The organism is Streptomyces sp. Tue6028 (assembly GCF_002300165.1).
GTDB lineage: Bacteria > Actinomycetota > Actinomycetes > Streptomycetales > Streptomycetaceae > Streptomyces > Streptomyces siamensis.
On record NZ_MLCE01000036.1, the window covers coordinates 218,312 to 243,099 of the forward strand.

Here is a 24,788-nt window from a genome sequence, read left to right on the forward strand (position 1 = left end):
CCGTTCCGGCGCCGGAGCGCCCCCGGCGTCGTCACGCTCTCCTCAGCTAGAACGTCGGGAAGCAGCGGGGCGGTTCCGCTTGAGGCGCAGCTGCGGCGGCACGCGCAGCCGCTGCCGCAGCCGGGTGAGCCGGGGGCGGCGCTCACGCTGTTCGCGTGCGCAGCGGTCCAGCTCCTCCAGAAGCCTGCGGGTGCGGTGCTCGGTGTCCAGCTCGTCGATGAGGCGGTTGACCTCGGCCAGCAGCGCGCCGTGCAGCTGCCAGTGGCGGGCGTCCCGCTGGACCTCCTCCAGGAACAGCTGCGCCAGCTTGTCCCGGGTGGAGGCGGCCGTGGTCAGCTCGGCGCTCAGCCGCTCCTCGGCGGACGCGGCACTAAGGCTCGCATCACTGGTCACCAGCACGGCGAAGCTGACGACGGCGTCGGCGACCTGGGCCAGCAACTGCTCGAGGACGGCCCCCGCCTGCGGCTCGAACAGCGCTTCCGGCTCACGTTCCTTGGCGAGGTCGGTGAGGCTGCGTGCGATGACCCGCAGGACCACGGTGCAGATCTCCAGGGTGTCCAGACCGGTGCGCAGCACCACCCGGTGCAGCAGTCCCTCCCGCACCCGCGGATTGAGCTTGAGGCTGTCCTCGGCCTGCCGCAGCGCCGCGTCCACCCCGCCGATGTCGTGATCGAGGCGGCGCGCCTCGTGCAGCCGCTCGGCGGCCAGCCGGAAGGGGGTGCGGCCCGCCGCCTGCTCGCCGACGCGCAGCATCAGCTGCCGCATCCGGCGCGCGAGGTCCTCGATCGACTCACCGGCCGCGCCGACCCATACCGGGGGCGGGAAGACGAGGTTGGCGCCGAGCCCCACGACGGCGCCGATCAGCGTCTCGACGACGCGGGCCCACGCGGTGTCGCCCACTCTGGTCACGCCGAGGACCAGCATCGCGCTGATCGCCACCTCGGGCACGAACTCGCTGACCCGGACGAGGTGTCCGGCGATCAGCGAGGCGAGGATGATCAGGCCCAGGCTCCACCATGTCAGCCCCACCAGGCTGCTGAAGCCGATCGCGATGACGACGCCCGCCACCACCGAGTTCACCCGCCGGACGCCGGTGGTGATCGTGGAGTAGAGGGTCACCTGGACGACCAGCAGGGCGGTGAGGGGCGCGGTGAGCGGCGCGGGCTCGGGACTGAGGTGCACGGCCACGACGTACGCGATGGTCGCGGCGGCGGTCGACCGCAAGGTCTGCAGGACCACCGGCTCCCGTCGCCGCTTCACCATCCGGGCGACGCCGGCCGCCCACTCACCCTGTACCTCTCGCATCTCTGGCCTGTTCCCGTTCCACAGGTGGGCCGAACTTCTTTATTGCGGACCGAAGCTGTCCGCAATCGGGCCTAGGTTGGTGTCATCAGCCGGAGGGACCAGGAGGGGACCGGAATGACCAACGTCCAGGGCGTCGAACTGCTCGCGCGGGCACACACCTACCTGCGGGAGGTTGCCGCGGCCGTGCCGGAGGGCGGCTGGGGAGCGCCCACGCCGTGCAGCGAGTGGACGGCCCGGCAGGTCCTCAATCACGCGCGGCTCGACCAGCAGGCGTACGGCGCCGCGATCACCGGCGCCGGCCGGCCGGAGTCGGACCCCTTCCAGCCCCTCGACGGTCTGACGGCCGACGCGCAGGCGGCACTGGACAAGGTGCTGCGCGGGGTCGCGGACGCCTACGCGCAGCTGTCCGCCGACGCCCCGGAGGTGCCGACCCCGCTGGGGCCGCTGCCGTTGCCCCTGGCCGCCGCGGCGGCCGCCATGGACGCGGCCGTGCACGCCTGGGACATCGCCGTCGCGACGGGGCAGGACGCTCCGCTGGACGAGGAGGTGGCCGACGGCGTCTGGCTCGCGGCGCAGTCGCTCGTCGACCATCTGCGCGACTCGTTCGGGGTGTTCGCCCCCGCGCGTGAGGTGCCCGAGGGCTCCGCCCGGGCCGAGACCCTGCTCGCCTTCCTGGGCCGGGACCCGCACTGGACGCCCGCCGCGTCCTGAGACCACGGCGGCCCGGGAGGGACGTCCCGGGCCGCCGCGGCCGTCGGCTTCCGTGGCGCGCTCCCGTGGCTCCGGGCCTTTCGCGGCGCGCTCCCGCGGCCCCCGGGTGTCCGTAGCGCGCTCCCGCGGCCTGCGGCTTCTGTAGCGCGCTCCCGCGGCCCGGGCCCCGTGCCGCGGCACGGCACCTGTCACCGCATACCGGAAATGGGTTTCACCCTTTTGTATACGTGAATGCATCGCCCTACCCTGGGGGTATGGATGGAGTACCGGAGGCGCACTCGGGGTGGACGTTCCTCACCAACCACGCGCGCGTGCTCGCCGCGATCGCCGAGAACCCCCGGACCCGTATCCGCGACATGGCCGCCCGCTGCCGGCTCACCGAGCGTGCCGTCCAGAAGATCATTTCCGATCTGGTGCAGGAGGGGTATCTCTCCCGTACTCGCGTGGGACGCACCAACTTCTACCGCATCGAACCGGGGACCATCCTGCGTCACCCCGCGGACGCGGGTCTGAGCGTGACCGATCTGCTCGCCCTGCTGGCCCGGCACGACGCGCACCGCGGCGAGGGGGCGACGGGAGCACGGACCGCCGAGTGAGGCCGCGTCAGCCCGTGACCCTGTCCAGGAACGCCGACAGGTTGTGAACGGTCCGGGCGATCTGCTCCGCAACCGTGAGGGTCTCCTCCAGGCGGGTCCCCGACGGCGGGAGCCTCTTGCCGCGCACATAGAGGGAGCAGGCCAGGTCTGTGCAGATGTAGACGCCGACCGAATTGCCCTCGCGGCCCGCCGCGCCGGCCTTGCGGGCCGTCATCAGGGAGACGCCGCCGCCCGGATGGGTCGTCAGGCACAGCGAGCACATGCTGCGGTGCAGGAAGCCGTGCCGCGAGGCGGGGCGGCGCAGCGCGATGCCGACGAGAGCCCCGTCCCGCTCGGTGACGAGGTGGCTGCGGTCGGGCGCCCCGGGATCTCGCCAACCCAGGAAGTCCAGGTCGTCCCATGGGAGTTCGTCGAGGTTCCGGGGAGTGGTGAGGCGCCGCGCCTCCCCCTTGGAGCAGTTGACGAACGAGGCGCGGATGTCCTGCTCGCTGAGTGATCTCATGGGGGAGTCCTTCCGGGGCGGAAACAAAACCTAGGGATACTAGGTAGAGCCCTAAGCTACCTAGCCACGCGGGGGAGAACCAATGCATTTCGAGAACGGCCGCTCACCGCAGGAACGGGCCCTGCGCCACGTCACGGCCCGTTCGAGCGGCCCGGCCGTCGACCCGGCGCTGCGGGTGACCCTGAACTTCCACCCGGACCGGCTGGTGGGCGGCGTCCCGGTCCTCTCCGCGATGGCCCGGGACGGCTCGTACCGCTCGCAGTTCGTGACCGGCACCAGCAACGGCGGCCTGACCGCGCACCCGGGGGGTGACCGGTGGCTCTGGGAGAGCAGGATCTTCGACCGCGCCTACGACACCTCGCCCCCGCAGCAGCGCCCGGTCTACGGCGGGCTGAACTTCCGCCGCCAACTGGTCGGCGCCTCACCCCGGTTCGGCTCCTCGCACTTCCGGATGACCGGCGAAGCGCTGTGCCGCGCCACCTTCTGCTACCCCGACAGCGCGGCCGAACCTGCCGCGTTCGGTGTGGCGGCCGGCATGAACCTCGTCGAACTGGCCGAGGTGGACAGCCGCGACGCGCTCGACGACTACATCGAGGCCCATGTGCACGGTCCGGTCCTGCTGGACCGGGACATGGAGGCACTCGTCCTCGACGCCTCCTTCCGGGGCACCCCCGTCGAGGCGGCAGCCCGGCGGCTGCCGTGTCCGGTCGAGTTCCACCCCGGATACCGGCTCACCGTCGAGGAACTGCGGCGCCACCCCGGCTTCCGCGGCCCGGAGTTCGTCGAACTGGGCGCGCGGATCGCCGAGGACGGACGGCTCGATCCGCGGATCATCGGCGACGCCGCCCGCTCGGGGCGTCACGAGGCGCAGGACCTGAAGAAGGTGTGGCACTGCCTCGCCCGTTTCGGTGCGCCGGAGGGCGCGGGCACGGCGGTGGCCGGCCGCGCACCGGTCGTCGGCGCGCCGGGTGTGCGGACGGCCGGCCCCGTACCGGCGGCCGCGCCGGAGTGTCCCGGCGACCGGCGCTGACGACAGGCGACAGCGCCGCGGCCCGGTGCGAGGTGCGTGACCGGCCCCGGAGAAAGGGGTTTCAGGCCGTCGGGCCCAGCTGGCAGAGTGGGGCCCACGGACGACGAGGGGGCCCTGGTGGCGGTGGTGGACGGCTGGGAGCGGGCACGGCAGGTCCTCGACGGGGCGGGCCTCGCGCCCGGTCTGCTCGCCGGTCGCCGGGCCCTCACGGGCGGGACGTACAACGAGGTCGAGGAGCTGCGTCTCACCGACGGCAGCCGCTACGTGGTGAAGTTCCCGCCGCCGGCCTCGGCCCCGGGCCTGAGCCACGAACGGCGGCTCGTCGTCTCCGAGGCGGAGTTCTGCCGCGCCGCGGCGGCGACCGGCGTTCCCGTGCCCAGTGTCGTCGGCCCCCCTTTTGATGCCCACCTCCTCCTCACGCACTGCCCGGGCACCGCGTGGGGCGACCTCCCCGAGGACGAAGAGAGCTTGCTGCGCGGGGAGTTGGGTGGGCTGGTGGCCCGCCTGCACACGGTGACCGGCCCCGGGTTCGGCTACCCCTCCGGCGCGCTCGGCCACCTGGCCGGCGACTGGCGCACCGCCTTCACCGCGATGTACGAAGCCGTGCTCGACGACGCCCGCCGCTTCCGCGCCTGGCTGCCCCGGCCCGTGGACGAGGTGGCCAGGACGGCGAAGGCCGCCTACGACCTGCTGGACGAGGTCACCGTCCCCCGCCTCGTCCACTTCGACCTGTGGCGGGGCAACATCCTCGTGGAGCGCTCGGATTCAGGGCCACGTGTCGGCGGACTGATCGACGGGGAGCGCATGTTCTGGGGCGACCCGCTCGCCGACTTCGTCTCCCTCGCCCTGCTCGACGACATCGAGCGCGACCCGCATTTCCTGACGGGCTATCAAGAAGCTGGCGGTGAGGTCGTGTTCGACGCCGGGGCGCGGCGGCGCCTGGCCCTCTACCGCAGCTACCTCTACCTGATCATGCTCGTGGAGACGGTGCCTCGCGCACCCGGCGACGCACGGGTCGCCCGGGTGCGCGAGGCGGTGGCGCCGCAGCTGACCGCCGCCCTCGACGAGGCGGGCCAGGCCCTGTGACCGTTCCCGCCCGCCCGGCGGCCGACGCCGGGCACGGACGGACAGGCCCTACGCCGCGCTGCGCCCCCTTCCCCCGTGCGCGCGGATGATCTCCGCGTAGCGGTGCCCGCTGCCCTTCACCGTCCGCCGCTGGGTCTGGTAGTCGACGTGCACGAGCCCGAAGCGCTTGTCGTACCCGTACGCCCACTCGAAGTTGTCGAGCAGCGACCAGGCGAAGTAGCCCGCGAGCGGGACGCCCTTGCGGACCGCGGAGGCGCAGGCGGCGAGGTGCTGCTCCAGGTACGCGACGCGCTCGGGGTCGTCGACCGTCCCGTCGGGGCGCACCACGTCGGGGTAGGCGGAGCCGTTCTCCGTGACGTACAGCTTGCGCGCGCCGTAGTCCTCCGTCAGGCGGAGCAGCAGACGCTCGATACCGTCGGCCTCGACCTCCCAGTCCATGCCCGTGCGGTGCACGCCGAGACGGCGGACCGTACGGACCCGCGGCGCCGGCCCGGTGGGGTCGTCGGCGACCGTGGACGGGAAGTAGTAGTTGAGGCCCAGCCAGTCCAGCGGCGCCGCCATCGTCTCCAGGTCGCCCGGCTGCTCGGGCAGTTCGACCCCGTACACCTCGCGCATGTCGGAGGGGAAGCCGCGGCCGTGGACCGGGTCCAGCCACCAGCGGTTGGTGTGCCCGTCCAGACGGCGTGCCGCCGCGACGTCCTCGGGACGGTCGGTGGCCGGCTCGACGCTCGCCAGGTTGTTCACGATGCCGATCTCGGCGCCGGGGACGGCGGCGCGGACGGCCTGGGTGGCGAGGCCGTGGCCCAGCAGCAGGTGGTACGAGGCCCGCACCGCGACCGCCAGGTCGGTCAGGCCCGGGGCCATCCGGCCCTCCAGGTGCCCGATCCAGGCCGAGCACAGCGGCTCGTTGAGCGTGGTCCAGTGCTTCACACGGTCGCCCAGCCGCTCCGCGACGACGGCCGCGTACGACGCGAAGTGCTGTGCCGTGTCCCGCGCGGACCAGCCGCCCCGGTCCTGGAGCACCTGCGGCAGGTCCCAGTGGTAGAGGGTCACCGACGGGGTGATGCCCGCCTCCAGCAGGCCGTCGATCAGGGCGTCGTAGAAGTCGAGGCCCTTCGGGTTGACGGGGCCGTCACCGCCCGGCACCACGCGCGGCCAGGCGACGGACAGCCGGTAGGCGTTGGTGCCGAGCCGGCGCATCAGCTCGATGTCCTCGCGCCAACGGTGGTAGTGGTCGCAGGCGACGTCCCCGTCGTCGCCGTTGTCGATCTTGCCCGGCGTGTGCGAGAAGGTGTCCCAGATCGACGGCGAACGGCCGTCCTCCGTCACGGCTCCCTCGATCTGGTACGCCGATGTGGCCGTGCCCCACAGGAAGTCGTGCGGGAGAGCGGCGAGGTCGATGGTCACGGAAGTCCTCTCGGAATGGGGGGAGTCGGTCACTTGACGGCACCGGCCGTCAGCCCGGCGACGAGATAGCGCTGCAGGAGCAGGAAGCCGGCGACCACGGGGACGCTGACGACCAGCGAGGCGGCCATGATCTGGTTCCAGTACACGTCGTTGAGCGTTGAGTAGCCCTGGAGCCCGACGGCGAGCGTGCGGGTGGCGTCGTTGGTCATCACGGAGGCGAACAGCACTTCGCCCCACGCGGTCATGAAGGCGTAGACGGCGACCGCGACGATGCCGGGGATCGCGGCCGGCACGACGACCCGGAACAGTGCCCCGAGCGGTCCGCAGCCGTCCACCAGGGCCGCCTCGTCGAGATCGCGCGGCACCGAGTCGAAGTACCCGATGAGCATCCAGATCGAGAACGGCAGCGAGAAGGTGAGGTACGTCAGGATCAGCCCGCCGCGCGACCCGAACAGGGCGATGCCGGTGGCGTTGCCGATGTTGACGTAGAGGAGGAACAGCGGCAGCAGGAACAGGATGCCGGGGAACATCTGGGTCGACAGCACGGTGACCGTGAAGACACGCTTGCCGCGGAACGAGTAGCGGCTCACGGCGTACGCGGAGAAGACCGCGATCACCACCGAGCACACCGTCGCGGCGCCCGCCACGATCAGCGAGTTCATGAAGTACTTCGCGAGCGGCACCGTCGACCAGATGTCGATGTACGGGCGGATCGTCAGCCCGCTGGGGATCCAGCGGAACTTCCCCGAGACGTCCGCGAGGGGCTTCAGCGAGCTGGAGACCATCACGTACACCGGCACCAGGACGAACCCGGTGAGCAGTGTGAGGAAGATCCGCCGGGACCAGAGGAAGGACCGGGGCGGCGCCATCGGGGAGCGGCTGCGGGTCACGGTGCTAGACATCGGCCGTCTTCCTTCCTCGGGAGGTCAGCAGGAGGTAGACACCCGTCACGACCAGCAGGAACAGCAGCAGCAGGACGGACATGGCGGAGCCGGTGCCGAAGTTCCAGGTGACGAACGACGCCTGGTAGATGTGGACCGATATGAGGTCCGCTGCCTCCGGGGCGGTCTTGCCGAACAGCACGTACGGCGTGTTGAAGTCGTTGAACGTCCACAGGAACAGCACCAGCACCAGCACCTGGTTGACCGGGCGGAGCGACGGCAGCGTGATGCGGCGGATCTGCTGCCACATGCCCGCCCCGTCCAGGGCCGCCGCCTCGTAGAGCTCCTGCGGGATGTTCTGGAGGCCGGCCATCACGATCAGGAAGGCGAACGGCCAGCCCTTCCACACCGACACGGTGAGCAGGGCGATGAAACTGTTGTCGCCGATGAGCCAGAAGGACGGCTTGTCGGTGAGGTGCAGCTGGTCGTGCAGGACGTGGTTCACCAGGCCGTTGTCGTGCTGGAACATGAACACCCAGGTGATCACGGCCGTGTACACGGGCAGCGCGTACGGGATGAGGAACAGCGCGCGCAGCAGGCCGCGGCCGCGGAAGGTGCCCTGCATGTAGATCGCGGCCGCCGTGCCGATCAGCCAGCACAGGCCGACCGACAGCAGCGTGAAGGTGACGGTGACGAAGAACGAGTCGAGCAGCGCCTTGCCCACGGGCGCGTCGAAGTCGACCGACACCTTGTAGTTGTCGAGGCCGGACCAGGGCGCGGTGCCCCAGTCGCGGATGTAGAACTGCGTGAGCTCCTTGAAGCTCATCACGATGCCGATGACCATCGGCACCAGGTGGACCAGGAGTTCGAGGACCAGGGCGGGGAGAAGCAGCAGGTACGGCAGCCCGATGCGACGGATCCGCCCGGTGCGGCGCGGGCCGCGTGCCGCACCGGGGGAGTTCTTGCGCACCGTCCGCTCGGCCGCCTCTGCGGTGGCGGTCGTGGTGGTCATGTGGGTGCTCGCACTCACTTCTTCGGCATCTGCTGCTGGGCCTTGTCGAGCTTGGCCTTCACCGAGGCCTCGGTCACCGGACGGCCGGCGGCCGCGTCGGCGAACAGCTCCTTGATCGCCGTGCCGACGGCGGTCTCGAACTGGGACTCGTCGGCGACCTGCGGCAGCGCGGCGGCACTCTGCGCCAGGGTGTCCTTCAGGACCGCGTTCGACGGGGTGTTGAACGTGGCGTCGGACTGCGCGGCCTTGACCGGCGGGATGGAGCTGTACGCCGTGTTGAGGATCTTCTGCTCGGCGTCGCTGGTCATGAACTTCACGAACTTCGTGGCGCCGTCGAGGTTGTCGGTGTTCTTGAAGACGGCCAGGTTGATGCCGGCGACCATCGAGTTGACGTTCGCGCCGGTGCCGGGGGTGCCGGACTGCACGGGCACCGGGGCGATGCCGTACGAGTCCTCGCTCATGCCCTGCGACTTGAGGTTGGCGGAGGCGGACTGCCACAGCAGCATCGCGTTCTTGCCCGTGGCGAAGTCGGCCACGGACTGGTTCTGCGCGTACTCGGCGTTGCCCGGGGCGATGATCTTGTCCCTCGCCATCAGGTCGACGTACTGCTTGACCGCCGCGACCACGCCGTCGGAGGTGAAGTCGGCCTTGCCGTCCGCGGTGAAGAAGTCGGCACCGTGCTGCTTGGCGAAGACGAAGGCGTGGTGGATGTTCTCGGACGGGTTGGAGCCCTCGGCGCCCAGCCCCCACTTGCCGCCCTTGGAGAGCTTCTTGCCGTCGGCGATCAGCTCGTCCCAGGTGGTCGGCGGCTTGGCGATGCCCGCGTCGGCGAACATCTTCTTGTTGTAGTAGAGGGCGTACGCCATCGAGTACAGCGGCACCGCGGCCGGGTCCTTGCCCTGGGCACCCGTCGAGCCGAGGGCCGAGTCGACGAAGCGGTCCTTGCCGCCGATCTTGCCGAAGTTCTTCGCGTCCCACGGCAGCAGGGCTCCGGTGGCCTGGAGGGAGGCGCTCCAGGTGTTGCCTATGTTCAGGACGTCCGGGCCCTGACCGGAGGTGGTCGCGGTGAGGATGCGGTTGAGCAGGTCGGACCAGGGGACGACCTCCAGTTTCACCTTGATCCCGGTCTGCTTCTGGAACTTGTCGAGCTCGGGCTGGAGCACCTTCTTGTCGATCGCGATGCTGGCGCCCTGGTTGGAGGCCCAGTAGGTGAGCGTCTTGGGGGAGTCGTTGGACCCGCCGCTCGTCGACGAGCCGCCGCCACAGGCGGTCGCGGCGGTCAGCAGGGAGATGGTGACCGCACCGGCGGCCGCGGCTCGGATTCTGCGCATGGCTGCTTGTGTCCCTTTCCCGGAGGGATGGCACGAGGGGCGCCCGTGTTCACTTCTCGAACGCCTCTCATGGCTTAATTTAGGACGTGAGTTAAGACCCGGAAGAAAGTCGCGTCAAGGGATCGCGCAGGGGTATCTTGCAGGTCGGGCAGGCCGGAAGGGAATCTCATGGCGGGGCGGAACGGGCGCACAGTGCGTGACCTGCGGCGGGGCAATCGCACCGCCGTACTACAACGGTTGTATTTCGACGGGCCGATGAGCCGCTACGAACTGGGTCCGGTCACCGGACTGAGTTCCGGTTCCATCAGCAACGTGGTCGCCGAACTCGTCGCCGACGGACTGGTCGAGGAGGCCGGCAGCGTCGACTCCGACGGCGGCCGCCCCAGGACCCTGCTGCGCGTCGCGCCCGGCAGCGGCCACATGATCGGCGTCGACGTCGGCGAGACCCGCGTCCGCGTCGAGCTCTTCGACCTCACCCTCACCGAACTCGCGCGCACCGAAAGACCGTTGGAGCGCCAGGGCTACGACGTCGAGGTCATCGTCGGCCATATCCGCGACGGTATCGCCGAGGTGCTCGCCGCGACCGACATCGCGCCGGAGCAGCTCCTCGGCGTCGGTATCGGCGTCCCCGGCATCGTCGCCCGGACCCCGGACCGCGGAGCCGTGGTGCACGGCCAGACGATCGGCTGGGACGCCGTCCCGCTCGAATCCCTGCTCCGCGCCACCTGTGAACTCCCCGACACCGTCCCGTACTTCGCGGACAACGGAGCCAGGACCCTCGGCCAGGCGGAGATGTGGTTCGGCGCCGGGCGCGGCGCCCGCAACGCGGTCGTCGTCCTCTTCGGCTCCGGTGTCGGCGCCTGCCTCGCCACGGAAGAGGTGGACAACGGGCGGTCCGTCGAATGGGGTCATCTGACCGTACGGGTGAGGGGACGCCGCTGCCGCTGCGGAGCCCTCGGCTGTCTGGAGGCGTACGCGGGCGCGGAGGCACTCCTGGACCGCTGGCGCGAGGAGGGCGGCCGTCCCCCGGAGGACACCGACGAGGAGACCGCGCTCACCGCGATGCTCGCCGCGGCCTATCCCCCCGAGGACGCCGAGGACAGCACGCCCGACCCCGTCGCCCTCGCCGTCCTGGAGGAGACCGCCGAGTATCTCGGCGCGGGTCTCTCGGACCTGATCAACCTCTTCCAGCCCGAGCGGATCCTCATCGGCGGCTGGGCCGGTCTCCAGCTCGGTTCCCGCTTCCTGCCCGCCGTCCGCCGGTACGCGGCCTCGTACTCCCTGCGCTACCCCGCCGAGCGCGTCACCATCGACCTCGGCAAACTCGGCCCGGACGCCGTCACGGTCGGTGCCGCGATCCTGCCCCTCGCCGACTTCTTCGCACGGGGCGGACGGCGTGCCGAGCCCGTCCGGCAGGGCCCGTCGCCCGCGTGGCGCACCGCCCTGGAGGAACGCGCCCCGCAGTGATCGCCGGCGACGGAACCCCGCGCTCCGAAGGCCATGACCCCTGAGGTAATCGACCCGCCCGCGCACTCCCGGAACCATGAAGGGCACAGCGCACCGCCCGTCACGCCCCTGGATTCCGGGAGGACTCCCATGCCGTACTTCGAGAGCCCCGTCGATGGCACCCGGCTGCACTTCGTCGACTACGGTCCCGCCTCCGGACGGGTGATCGTCTTCGTCAACAGCTCCTACTTCGGCACCGAGATGTGGGAGTACCAGATGCTGCCGCTGGCCGAGGCCGGGTTCCGGTGCGTCGGGTTCGACCGGCGCGGGCACGGCCGCTCCGACGACGTGTGGGGCGGCTTCGACCTGGACAGCCTCGCCGACGACGTGGACGGGCTGCTGCGCCGTCTCGACCTGCGGCAGGTGACGTTGGTCGGGCACTCCCTGGGCACCGCCGAGGTCGTGCGCTGCCTGACCCGGCACGGCACGGGGCGGGTGGCCCGGGTGGCACTCGTGGCGGGCATGACGCCGGGTCCCGCACGCTCCGCCGACCATCCGGCGGGAGTCGATCCGGCGCTCGTCGAGGCCGGCAACGCGGAGTTCCGCCGCGACCGGGCCGCCTTCTTCGCGGACGGCGCCCGCGCGTTCTTCGCCCTCGACCTGCCCGGCAACGAACTCTCCGAGGCCTATGTGCAGTCGATGGTCGACCGCTGCCACGGGGCGACGGCCCGCGCCGGGGCGGCGCTGGGCGACCTCGTCGTCACCCTGAACGTGGCGCCCGAGATCGCCAAGCTCGATCTGCCCGTCCTCGTCGTCCACGGCACCCACGACGCGTCGGCCCCCATCGAGCTGACCGGCCGCCGTGCGGCGGAACTCGCGCCCGACAGCACCTTCAAGGTCTACGAGAAAGCGGGCCACGGGCTGTTCGCCACACACCGCGACCGACTGACCGCGGACCTCAGGGAGTTCGCGGAAAGCCGCTGAGCCTCCGGGGCGCGCGGCCCGCCGACCGGCGGGCCGCGGCGCTGCGGCCGTACGGAGATCAGGCGAACGCGTTCACCCCGGTCAGCTCCGCCGACAGCTCCCACAGTCGCGCGGCCTGCTCGGGGTCGATCGCGTGGGCGCACACGCCGACCCGGGTGCCGTCCGCCGGCGCGGGGTCGGCGATGTCGCAGTCCTCGCAGTACACCCCGCCCATGCCGGTCAGCTGCGGCGAGGTCGCGGCCCACACCTGGGTGGCCGCGCCCTGCTCGGGCGTCTTGAAGCCCTCGGGGTTCAGCGGGGTGCCGTTCTCGTCGATCCAGCCGCGCTCGACCATCTCCTCGCGCGGGAGGTGGCGCTGGAGCGGTGTGAGGATGCCGCCGGGGTGCAGGGCGAAGGCCCGCACACCGGACTCCTGGCCGAGCCGGTCCAGGTGCACGGCGAACAGCACGTTCGCGGTCTTCGCCTGGCCGTAGGCCTCCCACTTGTCGTAGCCGTTCGCCCAGTGCACGTCGTCCCAGCGGATGCCGGAGAAGTGGTGACCCGCGGACGACACCGACACCACGCGCGCCCCGCCCGGTGCGATCGCCGGCCAGAGCCGGTTCACCAGTGCGTAGTGCCCGAGGTGATTGGTCGCGAACTGGGCCTCCCAGCCCGGTCCCACCCGCGTCTCGGGGCAGGCCATGATCCCGGCGTTGTTGATCATGAGGTCGACGGTGCGGTCCGAGGCGAGGAACCGCTCCGCGAAGGCGCGGACGCTCTCCAGGTCGCCGAGGTCGAGCTCCTCCACCTCGACCGCGTCGATGCCGTCCAGCGCCTCGCGCGCCGTGTCCGGGCGGCGGGCCGGGACGACGACCCGGGCGCCCGCCTTGGTGAGGGCGCGGGTCGTCTCCAGCCCGAGGCCCGAGTAGCCGCCGGTGACGATCGCGAGCTTTCCGGAGAGGTCGATCCCGTTCAGGACGTCGTCGGCGGTGCTCCGGGCACCGAAACCAGAACCGATCTTGTGCTGTGCAGTGCTCATGCTCCGCACGCTACGAATTGAAGTGAACTCGAAGTCAAGCGCGGCCCGCCCGGGCAAGGGAAAGGCCCCGACCGGACGGGGGAATCTCGGTCGGGGCCGTATGTGGGGGCCCGGATGGCGGTCGCCTCTCGGCGAAAGGCTCCACAGGGCTTCAGCCGAACGATCGTCCCTGTGGGCATGTGGTGAGGCCCGGGGACACTGTCCCATCCGCACCCACGAGTCGTTCAACGGGAAACTACCCGCGAGTGTTCCCCGGGGTCGAATCCAGCCGCGGTGATCTACGTCACGGGCGCCGCGCCCGGCCTGTCACGGTTTCACCGCGACCGCGCCGAACTGGGGGACGACCGCGGCGGAGTCCCCGTCGGCATGCCATCGCGAGCACGAGACGAGTCCCGGCGTGACCAGGTCCAGGCCGTCGAAGAACGCAGCGATCTCCGCACGGCTGCGCGCGGTGATCGGCGGGGTGGCGTTCTCGTTCCAGAACTTCATCGCCTCGACGTTGCCCTCGCCGCCCAGGTCGCCGTCGGTGGTGGGGTGCGTCAGGACCAGGCAACTGCCGGACGGGACCGCGGTCATGACCGTGCGGACGATCTCCCGCGCCTGTTCCGTGTCGAGGACGAAGTTGAGGATGCCGAGCATCATCACGGCGACGGGCCGGGTGAGGTCGAGGGTCGCGGCGGCCCCCTGGACGATGGTGTCCGGGCGGTGCACGTCCGCGTCGATGTAGTCGGTGCTCCCCTCCGGTGTGCTCGTCAGCAGCGAGCGGGCGTGCACCAGCACGATCGGGTCGTTGTCCACGTAGACGATCCGCGCCTCCGGCGCGATCCGCTGCGCGATCTCGTGGGTGTTGTCCAGCGTGGGCAGCCCGGTGCCGATGTCCAGGAACTGCCGCACCCCGCGCTCGGCCGTCAGGTGGGTGACGGCGCGGCCGAGGAAGGCCCGGTCCGCCCGGGCCACGTCACGGATCACCGGGAACATGGACGCCACCTGGTCGCCCACCGCCTGGTCGACCTCGTAGTGGTCCTTGCCGCCGATCCAGTAGTTCCAGACGCGGGCGTTGTGCGCCACGCCGGTGTTCAGTCGCGGGGACCCGCCGGATGGGCTCTGGCTGTCACTCACGCGTTCTCCTCCCTGCGCGCCCCGGTCCCTCCCGGGCGCGTACGGCCGCCGTGGGCGGCACGGGACCGTCGCCGCCGACCGGCCGCCGCGGGCGGCACCGGACCGTCGCCGCCATTGTGCCGCCCGGTGATCACGACGTCCCGGGAATCGGCGCATGCGGCACGTACTCGCGTTCGACGTGGTCCGTGCCCCGCCGGGCTCCACGCCCGGCGCTGGTGCCGCCGGAGGACACGTCAGACGCGGCTCGTACGCTCCGGTGTCACCCGGTCCCCGGTCCAGGCCAGCAGTTCCTCGACGGTCCAGGTGGTCACCACACGCTCGGCGGGCACCCCGCACTCCTCGGCCCGCGCACAGCCGTACCCCTGCCAGTCCAGCTGGCCGGGCGCGTGCGCATCGGTGTCCAGGGAGAACAGCACCCCCGCGTCGACCGCCCGGCGCAGCAGCCGGCGGGGCGGGTCGAGCCGCTCGGGACGGCTGTTGATCTCCACGGCCGTGCCCGATTCGGCGCAGGCCGCGAACACCGCGTCCGCGTCGAACTCCGACTCGGGCCGGCCGCGCCCGCTGACGAGACGGCCCGTGCAGTGCCCGAGCACGTCCGACAGCGGATCGCGCACGGCGGCCACCATCCGCCGGGTCATCGAGCGCGCGTCCATGCGCAGTTTGGAGTGCACCGACACGACCACGACGTCCAGCCGGTCCAGCAACTCCGGCTCCTGGTCGAGCGATCCGTCGTCGAGGATGTCGCACTCGATGCCGGTGAGCAGCCGGAAGGGCGCCCACCGCTCGTTCAGCTCCGCCACCACGTCCAGCTGCTCGCGCAGCCGCTCCGGGGAGAGTCCGCGGGCCACGGTCAGCCGCGGGGAGTGGTCCGTGAGGACCGCCCACTCGTGGCCGAGCCGGGCCGCCGTCCGGCCCATGTCCCGGATCGGACTGCCGCCGTCCGACCAGTCGGAGTGCAGATGACAGTCGCCGCGCAGCAGTGCCCGCAGTGCCTCGCCGCCCCGGACGAGCGGCTCCTCGGTCTCGCCCTCCAGACGTTCCAGGTAGGCGGGTACCTCACCGGCGAGCGCCTCGCGCACGACCTGCGCGGTCTTCGGGCCGACGCCCTTGAGCGACTCCAGCGTCCCGGCCGCCGCGCGCTCCGCCACGCCCCCTGGAGGGAGTCCGGCGAGTACCGCCTCGGCGGTGCGGAAGGCCCGGACACGATAGGTGGGCGCCTGAGAACGCTCCAGCAGGAACGCGATGCGGTCCAGAGCCTCCAAGGGGTCCATCGGCGCCTCCTTCGCTCCTGATCGCACCGGATCGGCCCTGATCCGCGCCCCGGTCCTTGTCCGCACCTGGTCCTGATCCGCGCCCCGGTCCTTGTCCGCACCTGGTCCTGATCCGCGCCCCGGGGCGGTTCCTCCAGCGTTGCCCAGCCGTCGTGACCCCGCACGGCGGGGCGTGCGGCCGGCCGTGGTGTCCGTACGCCGTGGGCGCCCCGGCTGATCGCCCCGCCGCTCACCCTGCCGGGCGAAACGCGCGGAGCCGCACCGTGCCCGCGTGGGAGAGCGGTCCGGACGCGGATGCCCGCGGCGCTCGGCCGCTGATCCGCCGGAACCGCTCTACGCTCTATTCATGACCGAAATCGCGAGCCCCTACATTTCCCACCCGCGGATCATGGTGCTCGGAGTCCAGCCCGGAACGCCGCCGTTCCGGATCATGGAGATCGACGGCGAGGTCGTCGGCTCGGCGAAGGCGATCACCGACGTCCTGGAGACCGCAGCGGCCTACGGCATCACCGTCCACGATCTCGACGACCCCGAGGTGGTCCGCTGGGTGGGCGGAGACAAGCTCACCTGGACGCCGCGCACCTAGTTTCTAGGGGATTTCGTCGGGATCAGCCCGGGTCCGCGGCGCTCGGCACGGCACCTCGCCGCGTTGTCGGACCACCCGAGTACGCCCAGTACGTGGATGATCCTCCGCCATGTGATGCACCGCACCGGACGCCGCGGCCTGATCCGGCCTGATCCGAACGAACCCCCCTGGGCCGCCCGCGCTCAGCCCCCGGCACCCGGCTGCGCGCATGGGGAACCGAGAAGCGGCGAGCGGACAGGCACACCCGGTCGTGAGACGAGGGTGCCGCCCGGCCGTGAGACGAGGGTGCCGCCCGGCCGTGAGACGAGGGTGCCGCCCGGCCGTGAGACGGCACGCGCCTGCAGGGCGACGCCCCAGGCCGGGAGTCGGGGGCGCGTGACGGGCCACAGGGCGGTGGGGAGCGCGCGCACCTGCGGGTTTCGCGCCGTTGCGAGCCGGGGAGAGCGCGAATGACCCCACACTTCACCAAAGATCATTATTCGGTGGGAACCGCGCATGGGCCCGATCCCGCGAGGGCACGTTGACCTCGCCGGGTGATCACCACGACCCCGGCGCCCCCTCATCCCACCGGGAGTCGTCATGTTCCGTGGCTTCGCCGTGCCCGCCGCAGCCCTCGCCGGCACCGTCCTGGCGGCCTCCGCGCTCCTCGCGGCCCCGTCCGCGACCGCCTCCGAGGCCCGCCGCGCAGGCGACGTTTGCTTCTGGACCGCGGCCGGACAGCACGGCAGTTCCTGGTGCTACACACCACCGGGCTATACGGACGTGCCCGAGTTCCTGCACGACAGGGCCGCGTCCTTCCGCTCCACCGCGGACACCGCCGTGTACGCCATCGACTGGGGCCGCGACACCTGCCACTACCGGCTGATCCGTGCTCGCGACCTGGCCGACAACTGGCCCTGGGGAGCCCGGCTCGACGGCGTGGCCGACACGACGATGGGTTGCGAGGTCGGCTGAAGCGTGAGCCGGCCCAGCCCACAACAGACCATGAAGCCGGCGACGCCGGTGCTCCTCGCGTTGCTGGGGGCGCTGACGCTGACGGGGTGCGCCACGGACGCGACGACCGCACCCGGCGATGACCCACGCGGGGCGCTGTCGCTGCCGACCACCGAGCGCGGCAAGGACGACCTCATCGACACCGCCCAGCAGGTGCTCGTCGAACGCTGCCTGGCCGGCCGGGGTCTGACCCTGCGTCAAGCCCTGTCCGGCCGCGACGGCTCGTCCGAGCGGGACCACCGGCTCCAGGCGGCCCTGTTCGGCGCCGGCCGGTCCGAGCTGTCCGTCACCCTCGCCACCGGATACACCGTGACCGGTCACACCGACGGATGCCTGGCCGCCGCGCAGCGCGAGCTGTACGGCGACCAGTCGCTCTGGTTCCGTAGCCGCGTCGTCGTCAACAACCTCCGTGCCGAGGCCCAGCAGCGCATGGACCGCGACCCCGACTACCACGCGGCGCGGTCCCGTTGGACCCGCTGCGTCACCCCGTCCGACGGGCCCCGGCCCGAGCGGCCCGACCCCGCCGTCTCCGTGCGCTGTGCCCGTGCGAGCGGCCTCGCCCGGCTCAGGGCCCGCCTGGAACCGGCCCTGCTGAACCGGGTCCGCGCCGACCGGCGCGATCAGCTGACCACCTATCAGCGGCTGCGCTCCCGCGCACTGCAGCGCGCGGCGGCCCTGTACGCCGCGCGGACCGTCCCGGTGCACCGACAGAAAGGCAGTACCACCTCGTGATCACGAAGCGCCTCGCCACGAACGCCGCCGCGGTCGTCCTCGCCCTCGGAAGCGGACTGGCCCTCGCCGCACCCGCCGGCGCGGCGGACTGCCCGAGCGGCGAGTTCTGCGCCTGGGAGAACGCCGACTTCGCCGGCCAGCGTGCCAACTGGTCGGGGGACGACGGCTGGTGGGAGAGCTGGATCGCCGACACCGACTCCTCCTGGGCCAATCACGGCATCTCGGCTCCGGGGGTCAAGGACCACGTCAAGGTCTACGAGGACGCCTATCAGGGCGGTGACATGACGATCTGCCTCACCCCCGGCGAGGAGGTCGGCTACAACGGCGTCGCCAACGACCGCGGAGACTCCCACACCTGGGCCATGAGCTGCTGACCGGCTGACCCGGTCCACCCGGCTCCGTCCGCCCGCGGTGGGGGCCGCGGGCGGGCGGTGGAACAAGGGGGAGTACGGATCCGGCATGGAGAGATCCGGGCCCGGGCGGTTCGACCGCCCCGGGTCCGGAACTCGTCGTCAGGCCCTCACGAGCCGGGCGACGGTCCGGGCTGCCTCGGTGACTTCCGCCCGGGCCCGTTCGCCGCGTCCCCTCCTGGCCGCTGCCTCAGCGGTCGGCGGGCTGGAAGCCGCGCAGGCGCAGGCTGTTGCCGACCACGAAGACCGAGGAGAACGCCATGGCCGCTCCCGCGATCATCGGGTTGAGCAGTCCGGCCGCCGCGAGCGGCAGGGCGGCGACGTTGTACGCGAAGGCCCAGAAGAGGTTGGACCTGATGGTGCCCAGCGTCTTGCGGGAGAGACGAATGGCGTCCGCCGCGATCCGCAGGTCGCCCCGCACGAGCGTCAGGTCGCCGGCCTCGATCGCGGCGTCCGTGCCGGTGCCCATCGCCAGACCCAGGTCGGCCCGCGCCAGAGCGGCGGCGTCGTTGACGCCGTCGCCGACCATGGCGACCGAACGGCCCTCGCTCTGCAGGCGCTTGACCACATCGACCTTGTCCTGCGGCATGACCTCGGCCATCACATGCTCGGGCGCGATGCCCACCTCGGCCGCGACCGCCGCGGCCACCGCCTTGTTGTCGCCGGTCAGCAGCATCGGTGTCAGGCCGAGGGCGCGCAGACGCTCGACGGCCTCCGGGCTGGTCTCCTTGACGGCGTCGGCGACCTCGAGGACCGCGCGGGCCTCGCCGTCCCAGGCGACCGCGACGGCGGTACGGCCGGCTTCCTCGGCTGCGGCCTTGGCACGCCGCAATTCCTCGGGCAGGGAGATGACCCACTCGTCCAGCAGCTTCTCCCGGCCGACGAGGACGGCGTGGCCCTCGACGATGCCCTGGACGCCGAGCCCGGCGACATTCGCGAAGTCCTCGGGAGCGGGGAGCGAGCCCGCCCGGGCGACGGCGCCGGAGGCGACGGCCTGGGCGACAGGGTGCTCCGAGGAATGCTCCAGGGCACCCGCCAGACGCAGGACCTCCGTCTCGTCCGTGCCGTCGGTGGTGTGCACGGCGAGAAGCGTCATCCTGCCGGTGGTCACGGTGCCGGTCTTGTCGAGGACGATGGTGTCGACCTTGCGCGTGGTCTCCAGGACCTCGGGCCCCTTGATGAGGATGCCGAGCTGCGCGCCGCGTCCGGTGCCGACCATGAGGGCGGTCGGCGTGGCGAGCCCCAAGGCGCACGGGCAGGCGATGATCAGTACCGCGACCGCGGCGGTGAAGGCGGCGGTCAGGCCCGCGCCGTTGCCGAGCCAGAAGCCCAGGGTGCCGAGTGCCAGGGCGATCACGACAGGGACGAACACCGCGGAGATCCTGTCCGCGAGCCGCTGGGCCGCGGCCTTGCCGTTCTGCGCGTCCTCGACCAGCTTCGCCATCCGGGAGAGCTGAGTGTCGGCGCCGATCCGGGTGGCCTCCACGACCAGGCGCCCCCCGGCGTTGAGTGTGGCGCCGGTGACGGCGTCCCCCGTGCCGACCTCGACCGGGACCGACTCGCCCGTCAGCATGGAGGCGTCGACGGCGGACGCTCCCTCGACCACCACACCGTCCGTGGCGATCTTCTCGCCGGGCCGGACGAGGAACCGGTCACCGACCTTCAGATCGCCGACAGGGACGATTACCTCCCCGCCGTCACGCAGCACTGTGACTTCCTTTGCACCCAGCTCCAGCAGGGCTTTCAGTGCCGCGCCGGCCTTGCGCCTGGAGCGTGCCTCGAAATACCGGCCGGCCAGGATGAAGGCCGTGACACCGGCCGCGGCCTCCAGGTAGATGTTCCCGGCACCGTCGGTGCGGGCGATGGTGAGCTCGAAGGGGTGCGTCATGCCGGGCGTGCCGGCCGTACCGAAGAACAGCGCCCACACCGACCACAGGAATGCCGCTGACGTACCGACCGATATCAACGTGTCCATGGTGGCGGCGCCGTGCCTGGCGTTGGTCCAGGCCGCCTTGTGGAAGGGCCAGGCGGCATACGTCACGACGGGCGCCGCCAGCGTCAGCGAGAGCCACTGCCAGTACTCGAACTGCAGCGCCGGGATCATGGCCGTCGCGATCACGGGTACGGCCAGGACCACGGCGGCCGTCAAGCGCCGGCGCAGCGGAAGCAACTCGTCGGCCTCGTCGTGCACGGGGCCGCCGCCCGCTTCCGATGCGGTGTGTACGGGCTCGGGCTCGCGAGCGGTGTAACCGGTGGCCTCCACCGTCGCGATCAGGGCGCCGACGGTGACGTCCTCGCGGTAGGTGACTTTCGCCTTCTCGGTGGCGTAGTTGACGGTGGCCTCGACCCCGTCCATACGGTTGAGCTTCTTCTCGATGCGGGCGGCGCACGAGGCGCAGGTCATGCCGCCGATGGCCAATTCGACCGCGGCGGCACCGGGCGTGGTGGTGGTCATGTCTGCTCCTCGGAACGTACGAACCCTCGACAGTGCGGGGGAGGGGACAGGGAGGGGGCCACGATGTCGGGAGCCCCCTCCCGGTTCGTGGTCAGGCGGCCACGCGTCCGGCGAAGTCGTAGCCGGCCTCGTCGACGGTCTTGGCGATCAGGGCGTCGAGCGCCTCGTCGGGCGCCGCGACCGTCGTCACGGTGACCAGGCCGGTGCCGATCTCGACGTCGACCGCGGTGACTTCGTCCAAGCCGCCGACGGCGTCGGTGACAACGCCCTGGCAGTGCGCGCTGCCGATGCCGACGACCTGGTAGGTGGTCGTGACCTGCGCGTCGGAGGTGGTCGTGACCTGCGCGTCGGTGTGGCAACTTCCGTCAGGGGTGCAGCAGTTCGACATATGAGTTCTCCAGGAGGGGTGGACGTGCATCCAACGTATACCCCGTGGGGGTATGAGCAACGGCTCCATGTATACCCCCCACCCCTATCCAGAGCAAGCGGTCATCGCGCTTGACTTCATACCCCCTGGGGGTATGTTGAAGTGGGTTGGTCGCCCGTCATGAGCGGCCCGAGAACGAGGAGTGAGCCATGAACACCGGACTGCGGATCGCCGTCTTCGCCGCCGCTCTCGCCGCGACGTTCGGCACCGCCTACGGCGTGGGCGGTGCGGTCGACGCGATCTCGCCCGAGCCGAAGGGCAGCGCACACGACGGTCATGAGGGTGCCGCGGGAACCGGGCACGAGGAGCACGGTGGCGGCCCTGCGGCGACGGGCCCGGGGGGCCTGGAGGTCTCGAAGAACGGCTACACGCTCGACCTGAGGACCCCGCGTGTCGAAGCCGGCGAGAAGGCGGCTCTGCGCTTCGCCGTCGTGCGGGTCGGAACCGGCCGAAACGTCACCGCGTACCAGCGCGAACACGGCAAGGAGCTTCACCTGATCCTTGCCTCACGCGACCTCACCGTCTACCGCCACCTGCATCCCACCCGGGCCGCCGACGGCACCTGGTCCACCCCCGTGGAACTGCCCGAAGCCGGCGACTACCGCGTCTTCGCCGACTTCAAGCCCGAAGGCGGCGAGGCGCTCACGCTCGGCGCGGATCTCGCGGCATCCGGAACGTACGAGCCGGCCGGGCTGCCGCGACGCAGCGCCACCGCCGAGGTCGACGGTTACGAGGTGACGCTCGACGGCAGCCTGGTCCCCGGCAGGGCCGGGGAGTTGACGCTGAAGGTGGCGAAGGACGGCAAGCCGGTCAGCGACCTTCAGCCGTACCTGGGTTCCTACGGTCACCTGGTCGCCCTGCGCTCCGGTGACCTCGCCTACCTGCACGTCCACCCCAACGGCGAGCCCGGCGACGGCAGGACCCGGCCCGGTCCGGAGGTCTCCTTCACCGCTACGGCGCCCAGTGCCGGCGCGTACCGCCTGTTCCTGGACTTCCGGCACGACGGCAAGGTGCGCACGGCGGCCTTCACCGTGCACGTGGGCGGCGCGACGGACGAGTCCGAGACCTCGCACGGCGAGCCCGCCGAGCGGGAGGCCGGGCATGCGCACTGAGGCGTACGCCTCTCCGGACCGCCGCGCGGCCGACCGGGGGGACCCTGATGTGCGAGCCGCTCCTCGCGGGCGGCCGACGTGTCAGCTGTAAAACCGAGGGGTGGGGCACCGGGGGTGCCCCACCTTTTCTGTGCCCGCCCTCAGGTGCCTGCCGGGCTGTAGTGCTCCAGGAACATGGCGACCCCGTCGCTGATGAGACGGTCCGTCAGGTGTTCGTCGATGTGCGTGCCGTAGGAGCTGAAGACCATGTGGGGGAAGACCAGCAGGCCGTAGAACTGGATGATCGCCACCTGGAGGTCGGAGATCTCCAGCCGGCCCTGCTCGGCCAGGCCCTGAAGCGCACCCGCGACAGCGGGATGGTGGCTCTCCGCGCCGCGGTGCCGCCAGGCCTCACCCAGCTCGGGGAAACGGTGGACCTCCGCGGCGACGAGGTTGCGCAAGGCGGTGACCTCGTCGTTCGTGCGTACGGCGTGGACCCAGGTCCGGGCCGCGTCGACGAGGGCGCTCCTCAGATCCTCGGCCTCCGGCAGGCCTTCCAGTGCGGCCGCCGATTCCCCGGCGAGCGGCTCGTCGAGCGCGTCCGTGATGACCTCGGTGAACAGGGCTTCCTTGCTGCCGAAGTGGTTGTAGACGGTCACTTTCGACACGCCCGCCTCGGCGGCGATGGCGTCCATCCCCACGCCGAACCCGTCCCGCAGGAACAACGAGCGAGCGGCTCGGACGATGGCCTGCCGTTTCATCTCCGCGCGACGGCCGCTGGGGGGCTGTTTGACGCTGTCCACGCTCATGCGCCGACCCTAGCAGTCAACTGAACCGTTGAGTTCACATGAACTGAACGGTACAGTTCATTTGGCTCGCGGCCCGCGTACCGGCGCCTCCTTCTCCCGCTGACCGCGGTGCCGGATCCGACCTCCGACTCACGCCCGAAGGACCTCTCATGACCCATTCGGCAGCCGGTACGCCGCAGACGGACCGACATGACCGCCCCCTGCCCGCCGCCGACCCTCGTCGCTGGGCAGCCCTCGCACTCATCTGTCTCGCGCAGTTCATGCTGGTCCTCGACGTCACCGTCGTGAACGTCGCTCTGCCCGACATCGCTGCCGACCTCGATCTCGGCCGGTCGACGCTGACCTGGGTGGTGACCGCCTACACCCTCTGCTTCGGCGGGCTGATGCTGCTCGGCGGCCGGCTCGCCGACGCCCTCGGTGCCCGCCGTACCCTGCTCGCCGGACTCGCCCTGTTCACCGCGGCCTCACTGCTCACCGGTCTGGCGCAGAACGCCACGGCACTGCTCGGCGGCCGGATCGGCCAGGGCGTCGGGGCGGCCCTGCTGTCCCCGGCCGCGCTCTCCCTCGTCACCACCACCTTCCACGGCACCGAACGCAACAAGGCCCTCGGCGTCTGGGCGGCCATCGGCGGCATCGGCTCCGCGGCCGGCGTGCTTCTCGGCGGAGCCCTGACCGACGGGCCCGGCTGGCCATGGGTGTTCTTCATCAATGTGCCGGTCGGGCTGCTCCTGCTGGTCGCGCTCCCCACCTTCGTCCCGGCCCGCACCCCGCAGCCCGCACGGCTCGACATACCCGGCGCACTGCTCGTCACCGCGGGCACCGCCGCACTGATCTACGGCCTCGTCGAAGCGGGGGACAGCGGCTGGGCGGACGCCTCGACCGTGCTGCCGCTGGCCGGTGCGGTGGTCGCGTACGCGGCCTTCGCGGCGGTCGAACGGGCCGGCCGGGCACCGCTGATGGACCTGCGGATGTTCACCCGGCGGCCGGTGCTCGCGGGCGCGTTCCTGATGCTCGTCGCCACCGCACTGCTGATCGCGTATTTCTTCCTCGGCTCCGTCTACCTCCAGCACCTCCGCGGCTTCAGCCCGTTGGAGACCGGCCTGGTGTTCCTGCCGGTCGCCGTGGCGACCGGTGTCGGCGCGCACCTCGGGTCCCGGCTCGTCGGCCGGATCGGCAGCCGCCCGACGGCCGCTGCCGGCATGGCCGTCGCGGCCGCCGGAACCGTCCCGCTGACTCGGCTCTCGGAGACCGGCAGCGTCTACGCCGGGCTGCTGCCGGGCTTCGTCGTCGCCGCTCTCGGCCTCGGTGCGGTCTTCGTCACCGCCACGACGACCGCACTGGCCATGGTGGAGCACCAGGAGGCGGGGCTCGCCTCCGGCGTGGTCAACACCTTCCACGAGGTGGGTGGTTCCATCGGCGTCGCCGTCGTCTCCACCGTCGCCGTCTCCGGCTTCGAGCGTGGCTCGGTGGGCGGTTTCGGCGACGCGTTCACGGTGTGCGCCGTGGCGGCCGGTGCCGGCGCCGTCGTGGCCCTGGGCCTCGTCCCGCGCGGCAGGCCTCGGCCGACCGGCCCGCACGTGCACTGA

The 24,788-nt window shown here is 71.6% G+C and carries 24 protein-coding genes; 12 read left to right on the top strand and 12 right to left on the bottom strand.

The window, feature by feature from the left end:
* Positions 1–42: 42 nt before the first annotated feature.
* Positions 43–1,305: an FUSC family protein gene (locus BKI49_RS33745; RefSeq protein ID WP_095938102.1), complete on the bottom strand. Its 1,263-nt coding sequence runs from the start codon at positions 1,303–1,305 to the stop codon at positions 43–45.
* A 114-nt stretch (positions 1,306–1,419) separates the two neighbouring features.
* Between BKI49_RS33745 and BKI49_RS33750 the strand changes: the two genes are divergently transcribed.
* Positions 1,420–2,016, top strand: a complete 597-nt coding sequence (locus BKI49_RS33750; RefSeq protein ID WP_095938103.1) for a TIGR03086 family metal-binding protein — start codon at positions 1,420–1,422, stop codon at positions 2,014–2,016.
* 254 nt (positions 2,017–2,270) lie between these two features.
* Positions 2,271–2,612: a helix-turn-helix transcriptional regulator gene (locus BKI49_RS33755; protein ID WP_095938104.1), complete on the top strand. Its 342-nt coding sequence runs from the start codon at positions 2,271–2,273 to the stop codon at positions 2,610–2,612.
* 7 nt (positions 2,613–2,619) lie between these two features.
* Here BKI49_RS33755 and BKI49_RS33760 read toward each other — a convergent pair whose 3' ends face one another.
* Complete coding sequence (locus BKI49_RS33760; protein WP_095938105.1) at positions 2,620–3,114, bottom strand: FBP domain-containing protein; 495 nt, start codon at positions 3,112–3,114, stop codon at positions 2,620–2,622.
* An 82-nt stretch (positions 3,115–3,196) separates the two neighbouring features.
* Between BKI49_RS33760 and BKI49_RS33765 the strand changes: the two genes are divergently transcribed.
* Complete coding sequence (locus BKI49_RS33765; RefSeq protein ID WP_095938106.1) at positions 3,197–4,144, top strand: DUF3626 domain-containing protein; 948 nt, start codon at positions 3,197–3,199, stop codon at positions 4,142–4,144.
* 123 nt (positions 4,145–4,267) lie between these two features.
* On the top strand, positions 4,268–5,230 hold the full coding sequence (locus BKI49_RS33770) for a phosphotransferase family protein (RefSeq protein ID WP_257005062.1): 963 nt from the start codon (positions 4,268–4,270) through the stop codon (positions 5,228–5,230).
* Between the two features lie 48 nt (positions 5,231–5,278).
* Here the strand turns inward: BKI49_RS33770 and BKI49_RS33775 are convergent, their stop codons facing one another.
* From BKI49_RS33775 to BKI49_RS33790, 4 genes are read right to left on the bottom strand one after another with little or no spacing between them, the layout of a single operon-like run.
* On the bottom strand, positions 5,279–6,637 hold the full coding sequence (locus BKI49_RS33775) for a GH1 family beta-glucosidase (RefSeq protein ID WP_095938107.1): 1,359 nt from the start codon (positions 6,635–6,637) through the stop codon (positions 5,279–5,281).
* 29 nt (positions 6,638–6,666) lie between these two features.
* Positions 6,667–7,539 (bottom strand): carbohydrate ABC transporter permease, encoded by an 873-nt coding sequence (locus BKI49_RS33780; RefSeq protein WP_078628812.1) that lies wholly within the window; start codon positions 7,537–7,539, stop codon positions 6,667–6,669.
* Positions 7,532–8,530, bottom strand: coding sequence for a carbohydrate ABC transporter permease (locus BKI49_RS33785; protein WP_095938108.1), 999 nt, complete (start codon positions 8,528–8,530; stop codon positions 7,532–7,534). Before BKI49_RS33785 ends, BKI49_RS33780 begins: the two co-directional genes overlap by 8 nt.
* Before the next feature lie 14 nt (positions 8,531–8,544).
* The gene (locus tag BKI49_RS33790; protein WP_095938109.1) at positions 8,545–9,861 is read right to left on the bottom strand and encodes an ABC transporter substrate-binding protein; all 1,317 of its coding nucleotides are present in this window, start codon (positions 9,859–9,861) and stop codon (positions 8,545–8,547) included.
* Between the two features lie 168 nt (positions 9,862–10,029).
* Between BKI49_RS33790 and BKI49_RS33795 the strand changes: the two genes are divergently transcribed.
* A complete protein-coding gene (locus BKI49_RS33795) occupies positions 10,030–11,328 on the top strand; it encodes an ROK family transcriptional regulator (RefSeq protein WP_095938110.1) in 1,299 nt (432 codons plus the stop codon).
* Positions 11,329–11,457: 129 nt separating this feature from the next.
* The gene (locus BKI49_RS33800; RefSeq protein WP_095938111.1) at positions 11,458–12,291 is read left to right on the top strand and encodes an alpha/beta fold hydrolase; all 834 of its coding nucleotides are present in this window, start codon (positions 11,458–11,460) and stop codon (positions 12,289–12,291) included.
* Between the two features lie 58 nt (positions 12,292–12,349).
* Here BKI49_RS33800 and BKI49_RS33805 read toward each other — a convergent pair whose 3' ends face one another.
* The 3 genes from BKI49_RS33805 to BKI49_RS33815 form a co-directional block, all read right to left on the bottom strand.
* A complete protein-coding gene (locus BKI49_RS33805; protein WP_095938112.1) occupies positions 12,350–13,309 on the bottom strand; it encodes an SDR family NAD(P)-dependent oxidoreductase in 960 nt (319 codons plus the stop codon).
* A 306-nt stretch (positions 13,310–13,615) separates the two neighbouring features.
* Complete coding sequence (locus tag BKI49_RS33810) at positions 13,616–14,428, bottom strand: SAM-dependent methyltransferase (protein ID WP_095938113.1); 813 nt, start codon at positions 14,426–14,428, stop codon at positions 13,616–13,618.
* A 233-nt stretch (positions 14,429–14,661) separates the two neighbouring features.
* Complete coding sequence (locus BKI49_RS33815) at positions 14,662–15,699, bottom strand: PHP domain-containing protein (RefSeq protein WP_095938114.1); 1,038 nt, start codon at positions 15,697–15,699, stop codon at positions 14,662–14,664.
* A 346-nt stretch (positions 15,700–16,045) separates the two neighbouring features.
* Here BKI49_RS33815 and BKI49_RS33820 point away from each other — a divergent pair, with 346 nt between their 5' ends.
* The 4 genes from BKI49_RS33820 (at position 16,046) to BKI49_RS33835 (ending at position 18,384) form a co-directional block, all read left to right on the top strand.
* A complete protein-coding gene (locus tag BKI49_RS33820) occupies positions 16,046–16,285 on the top strand; it encodes a hypothetical protein (RefSeq protein WP_095938115.1) in 240 nt (79 codons plus the stop codon).
* A 579-nt stretch (positions 16,286–16,864) separates the two neighbouring features.
* Positions 16,865–17,239, top strand: coding sequence for a hypothetical protein (locus tag BKI49_RS33825; protein ID WP_095938116.1), 375 nt, complete (start codon positions 16,865–16,867; stop codon positions 17,237–17,239).
* 3 nt (positions 17,240–17,242) lie between these two features.
* Entirely contained in the window at positions 17,243–18,010 is a 768-nt protein-coding gene (locus tag BKI49_RS33830; protein ID WP_257005060.1) for a hypothetical protein, read from the top strand.
* Positions 18,007–18,384 carry a peptidase inhibitor family I36 protein gene (locus BKI49_RS33835; protein ID WP_095938118.1) on the top strand — a complete coding sequence of 126 codons (378 nt, stop codon included), beginning with the start codon at positions 18,007–18,009 and terminating at the stop codon, positions 18,382–18,384. The genes BKI49_RS33830 and BKI49_RS33835 overlap by 4 nt, the downstream gene beginning before the upstream one ends.
* Positions 18,385–18,610: 226 nt before the next feature.
* Here the strand turns inward: BKI49_RS33835 and BKI49_RS33840 are convergent, their stop codons facing one another.
* Positions 18,611–20,875, bottom strand: a complete 2,265-nt coding sequence (locus BKI49_RS33840; protein WP_095938119.1) for a heavy metal translocating P-type ATPase — start codon at positions 20,873–20,875, stop codon at positions 18,611–18,613.
* Between the two features lie 91 nt (positions 20,876–20,966).
* A complete protein-coding gene (locus BKI49_RS33845) occupies positions 20,967–21,263 on the bottom strand; it encodes a heavy-metal-associated domain-containing protein (RefSeq protein WP_095938120.1) in 297 nt (98 codons plus the stop codon).
* 188 nt (positions 21,264–21,451) lie between these two features.
* Here BKI49_RS33845 and BKI49_RS33850 point away from each other — a divergent pair, with 188 nt between their 5' ends.
* On the top strand, positions 21,452–22,414 hold the full coding sequence (locus BKI49_RS33850) for a hypothetical protein (protein ID WP_095938121.1): 963 nt from the start codon (positions 21,452–21,454) through the stop codon (positions 22,412–22,414).
* A 140-nt stretch (positions 22,415–22,554) separates the two neighbouring features.
* Here the strand turns inward: BKI49_RS33850 and BKI49_RS33855 are convergent, their stop codons facing one another.
* Complete coding sequence (locus tag BKI49_RS33855; protein ID WP_095938122.1) at positions 22,555–23,202, bottom strand: TetR/AcrR family transcriptional regulator; 648 nt, start codon at positions 23,200–23,202, stop codon at positions 22,555–22,557.
* A gap of 149 nt (positions 23,203–23,351) precedes the next feature.
* Between BKI49_RS33855 and BKI49_RS33860 the strand changes: the two genes are divergently transcribed.
* Positions 23,352–24,788 carry an MFS transporter gene (locus tag BKI49_RS33860; protein WP_095938123.1) on the top strand — a complete coding sequence of 479 codons (1,437 nt, stop codon included), beginning with the start codon at positions 23,352–23,354 and terminating at the stop codon, positions 24,786–24,788.